At 67.0% G+C, this 15,047-nt stretch carries 13 protein-coding genes and 1 pseudogene; 12 read left to right on the top strand and 2 right to left on the bottom strand.

Going from position 1 to position 15,047, the window contains the following annotated elements:
* The 3 genes and pseudogenes from ACYVIP_RS16290 to ACYVIP_RS16280 all read left to right on the top strand — a co-directional run.
* A pseudogene (locus tag ACYVIP_RS16290) lies at positions 1 to 98 on the top strand (IS5/IS1182 family transposase); the annotation flags it as partial.
* Positions 99 to 139: 41 nt separating this feature from the next.
* Positions 140 to 574: a hypothetical protein gene (locus ACYVIP_RS16285; protein ID WP_460396955.1), complete on the top strand. Its 435-nt coding sequence runs from the start codon at positions 140 to 142 to the stop codon at positions 572 to 574.
* A gap of 8 nt (positions 575 to 582) precedes the next feature.
* A complete protein-coding gene (locus ACYVIP_RS16280; RefSeq protein ID WP_460396953.1) occupies positions 583 to 867 on the top strand; it encodes a hypothetical protein in 285 nt (94 codons plus the stop codon).
* Positions 868 to 1,050: 183 nt separating this feature from the next.
* Here the strand turns inward: ACYVIP_RS16280 and ACYVIP_RS16275 are convergent, their stop codons facing one another.
* A complete protein-coding gene (locus ACYVIP_RS16275; protein ID WP_460396951.1) occupies positions 1,051 to 1,266 on the bottom strand; it encodes a hypothetical protein in 216 nt (71 codons plus the stop codon).
* Positions 1,267 to 1,962: 696 nt separating this feature from the next.
* Between ACYVIP_RS16275 and ACYVIP_RS16270 the strand changes: the two genes are divergently transcribed.
* The 3 genes from ACYVIP_RS16270 to ACYVIP_RS16260 are packed head-to-tail and all read left to right on the top strand — an operon-like array spanning position 1,963 to position 3,457.
* A complete protein-coding gene (locus ACYVIP_RS16270) occupies positions 1,963 to 3,045 on the top strand; it encodes an SMI1/KNR4 family protein (RefSeq protein ID WP_460396949.1) in 1,083 nt (360 codons plus the stop codon).
* A gap of 10 nt (positions 3,046 to 3,055) precedes the next feature.
* Positions 3,056 to 3,196 carry a hypothetical protein gene (locus tag ACYVIP_RS16265; RefSeq protein ID WP_460396946.1) on the top strand — a complete coding sequence of 47 codons (141 nt, stop codon included), beginning with the start codon at positions 3,056 to 3,058 and terminating at the stop codon, positions 3,194 to 3,196.
* A 36-nt stretch (positions 3,197 to 3,232) separates the two neighbouring features.
* Positions 3,233 to 3,457, top strand: a complete 225-nt coding sequence (locus tag ACYVIP_RS16260) for a polymorphic toxin-type HINT domain-containing protein (protein ID WP_460396983.1) — start codon at positions 3,233 to 3,235, stop codon at positions 3,455 to 3,457.
* Between the two features lie 1,862 nt (positions 3,458 to 5,319).
* On the opposite strand, the gene ACYVIP_RS16255 is transcribed toward ACYVIP_RS16260, so the two are convergent.
* The gene (locus tag ACYVIP_RS16255; RefSeq protein ID WP_460396944.1) at positions 5,320 to 5,988 is read right to left on the bottom strand and encodes a TetR/AcrR family transcriptional regulator; all 669 of its coding nucleotides are present in this window, start codon (positions 5,986 to 5,988) and stop codon (positions 5,320 to 5,322) included.
* Between the two features lie 106 nt (positions 5,989 to 6,094).
* Here ACYVIP_RS16255 and ACYVIP_RS16250 point away from each other — a divergent pair, with 106 nt between their 5' ends.
* The 6 genes from ACYVIP_RS16250 to ACYVIP_RS16225 all read left to right on the top strand — a co-directional run bounded on the left by ACYVIP_RS16250 (position 6,095) and on the right by ACYVIP_RS16225 (position 15,039).
* The gene (locus ACYVIP_RS16250; RefSeq protein WP_460396942.1) at positions 6,095 to 7,114 is read left to right on the top strand and encodes a hypothetical protein; all 1,020 of its coding nucleotides are present in this window, start codon (positions 6,095 to 6,097) and stop codon (positions 7,112 to 7,114) included.
* A complete protein-coding gene (locus tag ACYVIP_RS16245; protein ID WP_460396940.1) occupies positions 7,111 to 7,923 on the top strand; it encodes an aldo/keto reductase in 813 nt (270 codons plus the stop codon). Before ACYVIP_RS16250 ends, ACYVIP_RS16245 begins: the two co-directional genes overlap by 4 nt.
* 130 nt (positions 7,924 to 8,053) lie before the next feature.
* Entirely contained in the window at positions 8,054 to 11,971 is a 3,918-nt protein-coding gene (locus tag ACYVIP_RS16240) for a S8 family serine peptidase (RefSeq protein WP_460396938.1), read from the top strand.
* 168 nt (positions 11,972 to 12,139) lie between these two features.
* Positions 12,140 to 12,502, top strand: coding sequence for an ArsR/SmtB family transcription factor (locus ACYVIP_RS16235; protein ID WP_460396936.1), 363 nt, complete (start codon positions 12,140 to 12,142; stop codon positions 12,500 to 12,502).
* A gap of 39 nt (positions 12,503 to 12,541) precedes the next feature.
* On the top strand, positions 12,542 to 13,033 hold the full coding sequence (locus ACYVIP_RS16230) for an NADH-quinone oxidoreductase subunit B family protein (protein ID WP_460396934.1): 492 nt from the start codon (positions 12,542 to 12,544) through the stop codon (positions 13,031 to 13,033).
* Positions 13,030 to 15,039, top strand: a complete 2,010-nt coding sequence (locus ACYVIP_RS16225) for a proton-conducting transporter transmembrane domain-containing protein (protein WP_460396932.1) — start codon at positions 13,030 to 13,032, stop codon at positions 15,037 to 15,039. The genes ACYVIP_RS16230 and ACYVIP_RS16225 overlap by 4 nt, the downstream gene beginning before the upstream one ends.
* Positions 15,040 to 15,047 lie beyond the last annotated feature (8 nt).

Here is a 15,047-nt window from a genome sequence, read left to right as displayed (position 1 = left end):
CCATCCGCTACGAACGCAAAGCCAGCCACTTCCTCGCATTCCTCACCCTCGCCGCAGCCATCACCTGCTTCAAACGACTCCGACAACTCCCCACATGAGACACGGTCTTAGGGCGGCGGACAGTTCTGCAATTCGCGTGGTGGGACTTGATCGTGGCAGCGCCAGGCGTGCGATGGCGTATAATCTGACTGTTGATGGTATTCATACCTATTTCGTTCAGCTCAATTCCTTGGTCGAGGATGGCAATGTCCTCGTTCACAACAGTTGCGCTCCCTTTGTTCCCGGAGATATCTACTATCATTCTATCCAGACCAAGAAGGGTGTCGTTGAGATGATGGCAGCGGTGGAGGTTGACGGATCGACTCTCGTCCTCGGTGACATCGCGGTCTACGGCTCTGGCGGACTGGATCGTGGCGCGCTGGGTATGGAGGGCGCTGCGGCGTTCCTTCGGGCTGTTCGGGAGGAGTTGGTGCCACAAGCCGGGCGTCAGGGGTACACTCACGTCAGGATTACGGGTACTCGGGTGTCGGGTCCGGTCGGGCACCCGGTGGACAAGATTTTTCCAGTGAAATGATGGCAAATATGGTGGATTCAGAAAAATTCAAGAAAACAGTGCGTGCGGTCGAGGAAATGTTGACTAGTGAGCGGGATGAGGAAGAAATCCTTCGCTATCTGCGCGGTGCGGGATTTTCAATTATTGAGAGCATGAGGGTGATGATAAAATCCTGCGGACACTCGTTGGCGGAGGCCAAACAGGTAGTGCATAATAGTGAGACATGGGCGGATGGGCGAGAGGGTAATGAGCGGTTTCATGAAAATCTCATAAGGGCTCTCGAGGGGGATGATGTCACGAATGGTAAATCGTAACCATTCAGGGTGTGCCACGAACATGAAGGAGGAGTTGTGTAGGTAGTTGTCTCTTTGGTGGTGCTTTGCGAGGGACTGGCGGAATTGGCGGCAGCCTTGGCACCAACAACGTCGGCGGTGGCTACGGCGGCTCGGGTGGAGAGGTGGTTCGGGGGCGGCTCTGGCGGCGGATCTGGTAGTGGTTCAGGCGGTGGGAACGGTTCTGTGGCGCAGGCTGCGCGTGCTGAGGCTGCGCACGCCGCGCGGACGAACCCCGCACCGGTCCCGAAGGCTGTCATGGCTTCGGTGTACGGCGCGGTCGTGCAGGTAGCGCGCGGTGGCGCGTTTGGTGTGCAACGCGTCGGCGGTGACGACCATGTCGGTGAGGTCGTCGATCTGGTTGAGCAGTGTGGGCAACATGGGGATCTCATTCGTTTCCTGTCGACCTCTCATCCTGACAGTCAACGTCTTGCGATCGATGCTAGTGGTAAAATATCGCTAAGTGGAGAAGGTCGATTGTATTTGAATATGAGCGGTGACGCTTCGCATTCTCTACGATTTCGTGGTGTCGATGGTCAGGTGTTGGCATTCGATGTTGACAATTCTTTCGTGGACAGTGTGCATAATTCTGCTCTTCCGCAGAGGAGCCGCACGAATTCGAAGGAAGTTTGCAAGAATGGAATCGGATTCGCAAATGCGGCCAGATATTGCGGACCCATCAGTTGCGCCAGGCCTCTATGGTATTCCTTCGGGCATGCTCGATGATCTCATGAAGGCTATTGTTCCCGGTTCGGGTCGGGTGATTCGGTGAGTGTCAGTAGATTCATTGGCAAACTGGAGCGAGTCGATTCGCCTCCTCCTGTGGCCACGGAAGGGCCAGGGCTGAGGCAAGCAGAAACTCGGGGGTCGATCTTGGGCCGTGGCGCAGGGAAGGTCTTGTTGCAGCTCTCGGAGAATTCCCCTTCAACTAATGTATGACCATCAATCTGGTGAAGTGATCTCGCCAGAATCGTCTCGGTTTCGGTCTGTAGTGAGGTGCAGATGGAGCGTCAGTGGCCAGGTGGATCCTCGGATGATGGTGTGTCCGCTATAAGGGCACTCGTCGGACTTCGCGTAATGGAGCGTGAAGAATTCGACTGGGCTAGAGTGGAGACGTCTGTCGGTCTAGTGCTCCCTGGGGAATACAAGGAAATTGTGGAGTTTTTCCCGTCGGGCTATTTTCAAGGCTTTGTGCAATTGATTCGTCCGGGGGATTTCGAGGCCTCTAGGGATGGCTATCTAGGATACTATACGCATCGTCTGGAAGATATGCGCGGCTGGCGGGAGGGTGAGCCGAAAAGATTTCCATTTGCGATATTTCCTGAGCCTGGTGGGCTCTTGCCCTGTGCGCGTTCGATTCGAAGTGATCTGTTCTTCTGGTTGACAAGCGCGGCGGATCCGAACGACTGGAAAATTGTCGCTGCGGATAGTGAGTTCGATGCCTGGATATCTTTCGATGGGGGTCTGTGTGACTTCCTTGTCGAAGTCGTTACCGGACGTTTCGACGGTGAACCGCTGGGCGCGCAGATCCCTATGCGGACCCCGTTCTTTGAGGTCATCGAGTCGAATGCGCCGAGGCAGCCACATTCGCCGGTCGGCAACTATTGGCTCGAACGTGGCAATAGAGAGCTTGCGACGACCTCGGCCGCGCAGTTGAGCAAGCTTATCGGCCCGGCGGAGGGAATCGTTCCCGAAACTGACTGGCGCGCAGTCACGGAACGCCTGCGCTTTGACCTACCCTCGGACTACCGCGATTTCATCGACACATACGGCGCCGGACGGTTTGGCGACATCACCATCGCCGGCCCTGCGGGTGCGGGAAATTTGCTCGACCTGACTGGGAAGACACTAGCGCAGGCTGTGGCCAACCCCAGGCGAACGTGCCCACCGCACCCACCGATCTACCCCGAGCCTGACGGAATGATCACTTGGGGTGAGACCCCGGACGGATGGACCTGCAACTGGGCCCGCAGCAGCGGCGACCCTGACCATTGGGGCATCGTGTTGCTGCCTCCCTCGTTGCTCAACAGCGCGTACACCCCGGGTCTGTCGTTCAGTTCGTTCCTGGTCGGATACGCCACTGCTCGGGAAACCCTCGGCCTGTTTCTCGGTCGAACCCGAACTCCGCCCGATCCAGTCGAGTTCGTGCCGGATCGGTGAACGTGGGGCGATGAAGGCGGAATTGCGGGCGTTCATGAGTTTCGATGTTGACGACTTGTCGTCGTGGGCGCCGGAAGTTGACGAGTGGGCTGTCGGGTGCGAATCCTTGCTGGCCCTGCTGATGGCCCAGGCGAAGAGTCGTTCGATTTGACTGTTTGCAACCTGAGTTGGGTCGCGGCACAGGTGCATCGAGCTGGACCTGGTCACCGAGGACGGCGCCACCGTCACCACTACCGAGGACCACCCCTACTGGAACGCGACCGAACGCGAATGGCAACAAGCTCAACATCTCGACCCCGGCGAGCGTCTCCTCGCCGCCAGTGGACGAACGCTCAAGGTCGATGGTCTACGCCTCCCCAGTACTCGCTCGGCCGCCGCCTACAACCTCACTGTCGATGACATCCACACGTAAGGTCGGATACGGGGCCAGCGGTGCGCGATCGTCTACTGAGCTCACGCCCCAGGTGAGCACCGCAGCGCAGGCTACGGATCACCACAGAGGGTGTTCCGAGATTGGAGCACTGTGCGATCTGGAGCTGCAGGGAGCAAATTTGGCAGGAACTAAGGCGACGACCGTTAAGGTCATGGGAGGCAGTAAAGCGTATGAGCCTAATGTTCATGGTGAGCTCTATCCGAAGTGTCCTGCGTGTAGGGCGCTCTTCGATTTTCTTGACGGATGGAATTGAGTAGAAAAGTTGATAACTGACTTGACGTCAAAAGCGCGTGATTTCTTAAATATTTGGGGGAAGAGATTTCCGCGACACGCTCCCGGCGTTCCGTTCTATGTTCCTGATGATGTGAGGGATTTTATACGCACTCATGAGCAGGAGTTCGGAGGGCTGTCGTTTCCCGTGCTGGGCGGCGAGTTGGAGGGTTGGATCCGGCTCGGTGTCAATTCTGGGAGTCCCTGGAAATCTGGTGCTGGTGAATGGATTTTCAGTTTCGCCGAGTCGCAATTTGTTCAATGTGGACTCGTTTGCAGGGCGGATGGATATTTTGGGGTTTCCTGGACGGAAGAATTCCGACCGTGGTATGCCGATGTGTGCCGTCTGATTGAATCAAGTGCCATTTGGCCCGGTCTTGCTGGATGGCGAAGATCAGTCCTCCGTAGTAGTAGTCCGAGCGATATTCTAAGGACTCTGAGTGATCTGAGCGTGTTTATTAATGCAGAACATGCGTCGTCCCGAGAGGCATCATGGTGGCTGGGAAGTGATGTCGCGGTCTACATCGAGCCGTCTCTTACTTATTCGCCGGGCGACCCTTTTCGGGTCCATGTGATGACGTCCAGTTCGGAAGTTGATCAGCAAGTGAAGGAGTCAATTGACGTGGCGAGGAAGTCGGGGGTCGATCTGGGGCCGTGGCGCAGGGAAGGTCTTGTTGCAGGTCTCGGAGGGTGTCCCTTCGGCTGATGGACGTATGGTCATCGATCTGGTGAAGTGATCTCTCCAAGATCGTCTCAGGTGCATGAGCTAAGCGAGCTCACCCGCGAGACCGGCGCCGGGGCTGAGGAGGCGACCTCCGAGTGGGTCAACGACCGCGACCTCTCGGTCGGCTTGTCACCAGCGGCGCGCCCGGCGGGGCAAACTGTTCACCTGCAACGACCGCAGCGCTCTGCGCACCACCGCAGGTCCTGCCGGTGATACCACCTTCGGCTACGACCAGGACGGCAACCTCACCAGTCAGGCACAGAGATGCAGACCCCTCACCGGCCGTTCGTGGGCACGGTACGGGTGTTTTATTTGATCGTCGCTTCGTGCCGGTGTGAGGAGCCAACGTGCGAAGCAGCTGCCATTGCCGAGGGTGGGGTACCAGCGGATGTTGAGTGTGTACGCCGGACCGGTGCGCGGCAGAAGGCCGGGATCAGCCTGTTGGGATGATGGCCCGTGTCGGCTGGGATCGGCGCCAGTTCGCCACTGTCGACGACGAGGACGTCCCCGGGTTTGTCCTCGGTGCGTGGGAAACTGAGCGCGTCGGTGAGTGCGTGTGGGTAGTCGGGGCCGGAAGCCCGCACAATCGCGATCGTGTCGTCGACGGAGGTGAAGACCTCCATCCAGCTGTCGTCCCGCACGACTCCGTCTGCGCCGACCAGAACGCCCCGGCTCGGCCCGACTGGGACGCTGGTCTCGTGTGGCGCGAGCGCGATCACCTGATCGTAGTGATCCTCGCTGGAGCCCAGCCGGGCGTGCCGAAGGACGGCGTCGACCGCGAGGAACGGCTCGCCATAGGTCCACAGCCGACCGATGTGGATCTATGGCTCCTGGACGGATCCTGTTGTCACGGCGAGGAACGTAGTGCATCTGTCACCGAGGCCTGGTGTGACGCTCGTTGTTCGGCCGCGTCGAGGGCTGGTGTTAGTGGTGCTAGGGCGGTGCGGAGCAGGTCGGGTAGGGAGCCAGTCGGCACCACGAGTCCGCTGGTTGTGGCGCTCGGCTGGACCCACTGGTCCAGCGCGACCCGGGTCGCGGCGGCGATGCTTGCGGCCAGTACTCGTGCGGTGTTGGGGTCGGTGTCGCCGAGGCGTTGGGTGATCGCTTCGGTCAGTGGGGGTTCGACAGCGCCGGCGGTGTCGATGAACGCGTCGCGCAGGGTCGGGCTGGTGGTGATCAGCAGCAGGACATCGCGATGCCGCTCCCCGGGGTCGGTGTACTGCGCCACGATCGCCTCGGTCACGGCCTCGGCCAGGCCGACGTCATCCGGTCGGTCGGTTATCGCGGTGGCGATTCTGGCTGCTCGGTCGGCGGTGACCGCGGCGACGATCGCCTGTTCGCGGCTGGAGAAGTAGTTGTTGTAGGTCCTTGGCGACACCCCGGCGGCCTCGGCGATGTCGTCGACGCGCACGTTCTCCGGGCCGCGTTCCAGGGCCAGTCGCAGGGCCGCCTCGCGTAGTGCCTCCCTGGTGGCCTGTTTCTTCTGTTCGCGCAGCCCGGGTCGTCGTGTCGTCACCTGCTCAGTGTTCCAGCTTACATGCGTGCGCGCAAACTTGCGTGCGCGCATGTTTTGTGTCTAAGGTCGGCAGCCATTGGATCGCTGTGGAAAGGACCAAGAACTTATGCGCGCCAAGGGCATCGCGTACGACACCGGCTTCGTGGTCAACGGCCGGATCTCCCGTGAGAGCTTCGATACCGACGTGGTGCGGCGGGAGCTGACCATCATCCGGGACGACCTGCACTGCAACGCCGTGCACATCGTGGGCGGCGACCCGGATCGGCTGGAACTGGCCGCTCAACACGCCGCGGACCTCGGGCTGGAGGTCTGGTTCTCGCCTTATCCGATCGAGCTGACGGCCACCGAAATGCTCTCGTTGTTCGTCGACTGCGCGCGGCGGGCGGAGCGGCTTCGCGCGGCGGGCGCGGAGATCGTGTTCGTCACCGGGGTCGAGTTGAGCATCATGAACCACGGCTTCCTTCCCGGGGACGACCTGGCGCAGCGGGTCGACTTGCTGATGAACCAGCCCGAGAACCGGGGGGAGCGCATCGTCGCGGCGGGGGTTCGGGTCAACGAATTCCTCCGGGAGTCGGTCGAGGTTGTTCGGGAGCGTTTTCTTGGGCGGGTCACCTATGCCTGTGTGCCGTTCGAGCGGATCGACTGGACGCTTTTCGACATCATCTCGGTCGAGTTGATTCGGTCCGCCGAGGTCGCCGATCAGTTCCAGCAAGGGGTGCGGACCTTTGTGGCGCAGGGGAAACCGGTCGCGATAACCGGGTTCGGCACCGCGACCTGGCGTGGCTCGGGGGACGTCGCGCCGCGCAGTATGGAAATCGTGGACCTTGACGAGGACGGTCAGCCGGTTCGGGTGAAGGGCGACTACGTTCGGGACGAAGCTGGTCAGGCCGCTTACCTGCGTGAGCTGCTGGAGATCTTCGACGCCGAGGGGGTGGACGGCGCATTCGTCTATCTGTTCGCGCTCGACAATTACCGGCACCGGCCCGACGACCCCAGCCGGGACTTCGATCTGGCCAGCCTCGGCGTCGTCAAGGTGCTCGACGGGCGCAACGGGGACACCTACCCGGACATGCCGTGGGAACCCAAGGCCGCCTTCGCCGCCGTCGCCGATCACTACCGCGCATGAGCGCGCCGACTTTTCCGCTGGGCGGCGACCTGCGGGTCAACCGGCTCGGTTTCGGCGCGATGCGGCTCGCTCTCGGTGGTTCCGTGCGCGATCCCGAGACGGCGCTCGCGGTGCTGCGTCGGGCGGTGGAGCTGGGTGTCGACTTCCTGGACACCGCTGGTACCTACGGGTTCGGTGACCTGCACGCGCACGAGCTGATTCGGCGTGCGTTGTCGCCGTACGCACCCGAGCTGGTGATCGCCACCAAGGTCAGCGTGCCGGACGAGGCGGGTGCCACGCAGCTGCGCGGGTTGGTCGAACAGGACCTTCGCCGTCTCGGGCGGGAGCGGCTCGATCTGGTCTACCTGCGGGTGGGTGGCATGGGCGCGGCCGGCGGCGAACCACTCGGCGAGCGCTTCGCCGCCCTCGCGGAGCTGCGCAGGGAAGGGCTGATCCGGCACCTCGGGCTCAGCCACGTCGACCTGACCCAACTCGACGAGGCACGGGCCATCGCGCCGGTCGTCGCGGTGCAGAACCAGTTCCATATCCACGATCGGCGCGACGGCGACCTGCTCGCGCGGTGTGCCAGGGACGACATCGCCTACGTGCCGTACTTCCCGCTCGGCGGCGGCCGGGTCACGCTGGACACGGCTCGCGTCGCCCGCCGCCATCAGGCGACGCCCGTGCAGGTCGCGTTGGCCTGGTTGCTGGCGACCTCACCGGTGACGTTGGCCATCCCGGGGACCAGTTCACCCGCCCATCTGGAGGACAACATGCGTGCGGGCGGTTTACGCCTCACCGCGGCGGATCTGGCCGAACTGGACCAGTAGCCATTGCCGCTTTCTGCCACTGTCCTGAACCCGCAAGGCCAAGATCTTCCCCAGCACCGCCTCGGCTGCGAGGTTCAACAGGTGGGGCCGGCCGCCGTGGCCCGGCCCGCGCACCTGTCAGGAGACCCGCATGACCCGATGGAGATGGCGGACCGCGATCAGCGGTGTCACCGTGCTCACGTTGCTGATGTCGACGGTCACCGGCGGCACGGCGGATCCCTTACCCACCCCGCCCGCCGCCCCACCCGCGCCCGACGCCACCGGAACCGCGACGATCACGCTGCTCACCGGGGACGTGGTGACCTACCGGTTCACCGGCGACGGCACCCCGGTCGACGCCACCGTGGCCCCTGCCCCGCGCGCCGACGGGGATCCGGTGCTGTTCACGCAGGTACGCGACGGCCGGTCCTACTACGTCTACCCGTCGGACGTGGTCGGCCTGGTCGAGGCCGGCAAGCTCGACCGCCGCCTGTTCGACGTCTCCTACCAGACCGAGTACGGCTTCACCGACGAGGCGCGCCCCTCGCTGCCGCTGATCGTGCGGCGGCCGGCCCGCGCGGCCGCCCTGCCCGCCACCACGAACGTCCGCGCGCTGCCCGCCGTCCACGGCGTCGCGTTGTCGGTGACCAGGTCCGGCGCCGCCGCCTTCTGGTCCGCTGTGGACGAACCGGCCGGAAAGTCGTTGGCCGCCGGGGTGTCCACGATCTGGCTGGACGGCACGGCCACGGCCAGCCTCGACCAGAGTGTCGCCAAGATCGGCGCCCCCGAGGCCTGGAAGTCCGGCTACACCGGCAAGGACGTCTCGGTCGCGGTACTCGACACCGGCATCGACGCCGCCCACCCGGACCTGGCCGGTCGGGTCAGCGCCACGCAGAGCTTCGTCGCCGGCCAGCAGGTCCAGGACGGACACGGCCACGGCACGCACGTCGCGTCCACCATCGTCGGCTCCGGCGCCGCGACGAACGGGAAGTACCGCGGGGTCGCCCCCGACGCCACGTTGCTGGTCGGCAAGGTGCTCGGCGACGACGGCCGCGGCCAGGAGTCGGGCATCCTCGCCGGCATGACCTGGGCCGCCGAACAGGGCGCCGACGTGGTCAACATGAGCCTGGGCAGCTGCTGCGGCGACGGCACCGACCCGCTGAGCCAGGCGGTCAACGACCTGTCCACCCGGTACGACACGCTGTTCGTCGTCGCCGCCGGCAACGAGGGTGACCCGTTGACCGTCGGCTCGCCCGGCGCGGCCGACGCCGCGCTCACCGTCGCCGCCGTCGACCGGCAGGACCGGCGCGCGGAGTTCTCCAGCCAGGGGCCGCGAGTCGGCGACTACGCCCTCAAGCCGGATCTCGCCGGCCCCGGGGTCGGCATCGTCGCGGCCAGGGCGGCCGGCACCGTCCTGGGCACCCCGGTCGACGACCGGTACACCGCCGCCAGCGGCACGTCGATGGCCACCCCGCACGTCGCGGGCGCGGCGGCGATCCTGGCCCAGCGGCACCCGGAGTGGTCCGGCCAGCAGCTCAAGAGCGCGCTGATCGGCAGCGCGGCGCGGGTCGAGCACCCCGCCTACGAGACGGGCTCTGGCCGGGTGGACGTGGCCAGGGCGGTCCGCCAGGGCGTGGTCAGCTCGGGCAACGTCGACTTCGGCCGGCTGGCCGACGCCGACTCCGGCCCGGTGACCGCGACCATCACCTACACCAACACCACCGCCGAGCCGGTCACTCTCGACCTGGCCGCCACGTTCGCCGGTGACGCGCTCTCGGTGCCCGAGACGGTGACCGTGCCGGCCAACGGCGCGGCCCCGGTCACCGTCACCCTCGACCCGGCCGGCCTGACCGCCTGGTGCCAGGGCACGATCACCGCGACCGCCGGTGACCTGCGGCTGCACAACACCGTCGCCGGCTACGTGCCGCCCCCTCGGCATCGGCTGACGGCCCGGATCGCGCTGCCGCCCGGCGCCACCGACGTCACCTACCAACCCTGGTACCTCATGCGCCTGGACGACGTCGGCGACCTGGACCAGCGCGACAACATGCTGATCGGCACCGCGGGCGCCAGCATCGACGGGCACCTCGACGATGGCACCTACTCGGTGCACACCGCCATCGACTGGCGCGACGCCAACGGTGACCCGCAGGTGATGCTGCTGACCGACGCGACGGTCCGGGTCGACCGGGACACCGTGCTCACCCTCGACGGCCGGCAGGCGACCAGGGTCAACGCGCGGACCCCGAGGTCGGCGCTGACCGCGCGGTCCACCTTCGGCTACCGGCAGCAGACGGCGACCGCACTGCGCGCCTTCACCGTCACCGGCGAGTCGCGGTACGCCGACCACTGGGGGTTGTGGGCGACCCCGACCGAGCGGGTCGATCCCGACTCGTTCACCTGGACCGATCAGCGGTTGCTGATGCCCTCCCCGGTCAGCATGGCGGTCGGCGACCTCGACCTGGACGCCCGCTACCTCAGCGAGCACATCCAGGACGCGCGCTTCGATGGCAGGCGGCGGCTCCCGCTGACCGCCGCCGGACACGGCCTGGCGGCCGACTACGCCGGCACATCGGTGCGCGGCAAGGTGGTGCTGGTCGACGTCAGCGACCTCTGCCCGGCGACGCGGTGGACCTGCGACCGCGGAGTGCAGGACCGGGTGACGCTCGCCGACGCCAACGGCGCGGCGGGGGTGCTGGTCTTCGGCGGCGCCGGTCGGGCGGTGGCGATCGACGACCGCAACGACTCGATCGTCACCCCGATCCCGGCGCTGACCGTGCCGGCCGCGCGGGGCGCGGTGCTGCGGGACCGGCTCGCCGGTGGCGACCGCGTGGTCTCGGTGCGCGCCACCGCGACGACCCCGTACGTGTACTCGCTGTCCTTCCCGGCCACCGGTCGGGTGCCGGCGACGTTGGACCTGCGGGTGAGCCCGAGGGATCTGTACGAGTTCGACAGCCGTTACCACGCCGACGCGCCCGGGACGGCGACGTTGACGTGGTCGAGCCGGGTGAAGCCCAACATCGGGCTGGGTACCAGCTCGATGACCGTGCGGGCGCCGGGCACGCTGCGGGAGTACGTCGGGCCGATGCGGGCGGGGGAGCGGCGCACCCGCAGCGTGATCCTGACCTACGACGGCACGCCGGACATGCATGCCTTCCACCGCAACGGTTACAGCCAGACCCGCAACGACGTGCTGACCAGACCGGGGAGCCGGACCGACGTCTTCGGCCGGCAGCCGTACGTGCACGCGGCGCTGCGGACGGTCTCCCCGGCCGACAACGACTACGCCTGGCAGCTGTGCACCGCCTGCCGCAGCGGCGACATCTTCATGCCGTGGCACATCCGCGACAGCGACGGGCGCGGCGGCGGCGTGCAGACCTACTACTCGGACGCGGTGCTCCAGGGCCAGCCGCAGACCCAGTTGCGGCTGTGGGGTCCCGACGGCAAGGAGGTGCCGGTGCGGGAGGGCCTCTACCGGCTGTTCATCGTGGTGCTCGCGGTGCCGTACTTCGAGCTGCCGGCCGCGGTCGGCCGGTACCGGATGACCGAGAGCTATCCGGCGCCGTTCCTGCCGCAGAAGTGGGCAAGACAGGTCAACACGGAGTGGACCTTCGAGACCGGCACACCGGTCGACGGCTTCCCGCACCGGCCGCCGACGGGCGTTGGAGTCCATTGTGGAGCATGGGACACCATTACCCACAGGGGAGCCCCGGACACCGGCACCTGCGCGCCGAACTCCCAGCTGTACCTCGGCTGGGACCTCGACCTCGAGTTGGACAACACGGCGCCGGCCGGCAGCCGCCGCCAGCTCACGGTCAGCGGCTACCACCACTCGTACCTGGCCGACGACCCGGAGATGACGAGGCTGCGGCTGTCGGTCAGCTTCGACGACGGGAGGACCTGGGAGCAGCTGCGGACCAGGAAGTCGGGCCGCGGTGAGTACACCGCGACCGTCACCCACCCCAAGCGCCACCAGACCACCGGCGCGGTGAGCCTGCGCGCCGAGGGGGTGGACACCGAGGGCAACACCGTCAAGCAGACGATCAGCCGGGCCTACGGGCTCCGCTAGCCAGATGTCCACGGGCGGCCGGTGCGTCTCGCGCCGGCCGCCCGGTGCATTCCTAGACATTTGGACTTGCTAAGGTCTGCAACTGCTGAAGGTTGATGGTCTGAACATGCCCGCGAGGAGCTGCCGAGTGAGCCCGCTGTCAACCGCGAAGTCCGGGGAGGAGGGTCCATGAGCAGGCCCCTGTACCAACTGAAGGCCGAGTTCTTCAAAACCCTCGGCCACCCGGTGCGCATCCGGGTGCTGGAGCTGCTCAGCGAGCGGGAGCACGCCGTCTCGGAGATGTTGCCCGAGGTGGGCATCGAGCCGTCGAACCTGTCCCAGCAGCTGGCGGTGTTGCGCCGCGCGGGCCTGGTGACCACCCGCAAGGAGGGCTCGACCGTCTACTACTCGCTGACCAGCCCGCACGTCGCCGGGTTGCTCGCGGTGGCCCGCAAGATCCTCACCGGCGTGCTCACCGGGCAGGCCGAGTTGCTGGAGGACCTGCAGGCCCCGGTCACCTCCTCGACCGCTGGCCGGTCCGATGGCGCGTAGCGGTATGTCCCGGTCCCGCTGGGCGACGAGGTGTGGGAGGTGGCGGTGCGTGGTCTGTGGCGCATGATCCGCCGGGTCGGGCGGATCGCCGAGCCTGCGCCGCCGCTGCCGTCGGGTGAGCGGCCGGCGGCGGCCGAGGCGCTGGGTGGATCGGTGCAGCTCCGGCACGTGGACGCCGGGTCGTGCAACGGCTGTGAGATCGAGATCGGGGCGGCGTTCGGCCCGGTGTACGACGCTGAGCGGTACGGCGCCCGGCTGGTGGCCGCGCCCCGCCACGCCGACGCGCTGCTGGTCACCGGCGTGGTCACCCGCAACATGGCCGAGCCGCTGCGGCGCACCCACCAGGCGGTGCCCGGGCCGAAACTCGTCGTCGCGGTCGGCGACTGCGCGCGCGACTGTGGGGTCTTCTCCGGGGCGTACGGCGTGGTCGGCGCGGTGTCGGACGTGGTCCCGGTGGATGTCGAGATCGGCGGGTGCCCGCCCCGGCCGGAGGCGATCGTCGAGGGGCTGCGGAAGCTGACCGGCCGATGAACCTGGCGTCGCTGGGGGTGGCCGGTGCCGTGCTCCTCGGCCTGGTGAGCGCGCTCGCGGCGGTGTGCGTGCCGGCGCGGGTGCGGCCGTCGGTGGTCGGTGCCGGGCTCGTGGCGACCGGGGCCGCCGGGCTGGCCGCTGGCGTCGCCGGCCTCAGTGGACAGTCGTTCGCGGTGTCCTGGCACGGGATTCTGCCGCTGACCGGGGTGTCGTTCGGGATGGACGCACTCGCCGGGCTGTTCCTCGCGGTCACCGGCGGGGTGGCGCTGATCGCCGGGGTGTACGGGATCTCCTATGCCAGCCACGGGCTCGAGGCGGTCGGGGTGCAGGCGGTGCTGCCACTGTTCGTGGTGGCGATGCTGCTCGTCCCGGTGGCGACCAGCGTCGGCACGCTGCTGGTCTGCTGGGAGCTGATGGCGCTCACCTCGCTGCTGCTGGTGCTCGCCGAGCACCGGCGGCGTGCCGAGGTCGCCGTCGCCGGGCACTGGTACGCGGTGCTGACCCAGCTCGGGTTCGCGACCATCCTCTGTGGACTCCTGGTGTTCGTCGCGCACGCGCGGGGAGACTCGTTCGCCGCGTTGCGCGCCGCGCCGGTCGACGGCGGCGTCGCCGGGCTGGTGTTCGTGCTGACGCTGGTCGGCTTCTCCTCGAAGGCGGGCATCCTGCCGCTGCACGCGTGGCTGCCACGGGCCCATCCCGAGGCGCCGAGCCACGTGTCCGCGCTGATGTCGGCGGCGATGGTCAATCTCGGCGTGTACGGGGTGGTCCGGATCGGCTTCGACCTGCTCGGTGGCGGGCCGAGATGGTGGTGGCTGGTGGTGCTCGGACTGGGCGCGGTGTCAGCCGTCTACGGGATCCTGCAGGCGGCGATGAGCACCGACCTCAAGCGGCTGCTCGGGTTCTCCACCACGGAGAACATGGGTCTGGTGCTGATCGGCGTCGGCGCCGCCGGGCTGCTGGCCGCCGGCGGCGATCGGGTGCTCGCCGGACTGGCGCTGGCCGCGGCCCTGCTGCACGTGGTGAACCACGCGGCGTTCAAGACCACGCTGTTCCTCGCGGCCGGCTCGGTGGTGCGGGCCACCGGGGTGCGCGACCTGGACCAGTTGGGCGGACTGCGCCGGGGCATGCCGGTGACCACGTCGGCCTTCGGCTGGGGGGCGCTCGCCGCGTCGGCGCTGCCGCCGGGCACGGCGTTCGTGTCGGAGTGGTTGCTGCTGCAGGCGTTGATCCACGGCGTGCCGTCCGGTGGCGGGGTGGCGGCGATCGTCATGCCGGTCGCGGTGGCGGCGGTGGCGCTGACCGCCGGGCTGTCGGTGGCCACGTTCGTGAAGGCCTTCGGCGTGGGATTCCTGGCCAGGCCGAGATCGGCGGCGGCCGAGGGCGCGCGGGAGAGCCCGCCGTCGATGCTGATCGGGATGGGCCTGGCCGGGGCCGCCGCGGCGGCACTCGCGCTGCTGCCCACGGTGGTGCTGCCCGCGGTGAGCGCCGCGGCGGCGGTCGCGGTCGACGGCGGGCGGGTGAGCACCGGGGTGGTGACCGTGCGGCTGGCCGGCGTGGCGGGGGAGTTGTCGCCGCTGGTGTTCAGCGTGGCCCTGCTGGTGGCGGTGGTCGTGGTGCTCGGCGCGGTGCGGTTGGTCACCACCCGGCGGGCCAGGCGGGTGGCCCGGCTGTGGGACTGTGGTGGGGGACCGATGTCGGCGCGGATGGAGTACACCGCGACGTCGTTCGCCGAGCCGTTGCAGCGGGTGTTCGACAACGTGTTGGCCCCGGAGCAGGACGTGACCGTGGACCACGTCGCGGAGTCGCGCTACCTGGTGCGCGCGGTGGCCTACCGGCGCGCGGTGCCCGACCGGGTGGAGCGCAGGCTCTACGTGCCGGTGTTGGCCGCGGTGCGCGCGTGGGGTGAGGCGGGCCGGCGGCTGGCGACCGGCAGCGTGCACCGGTACCTGGCCTACGGCTTCTACACCGTCTGCGCCCTCCTGCTCGTCCTGGCCGTGATCCGGTGACCCGCGTG

It is taken from the genome of Actinophytocola sediminis, assembly GCF_054779715.1.
Note: the sequence above shows the minus strand (reverse complement) of the source record. Positions and strands in the feature narration are given on the sequence as shown.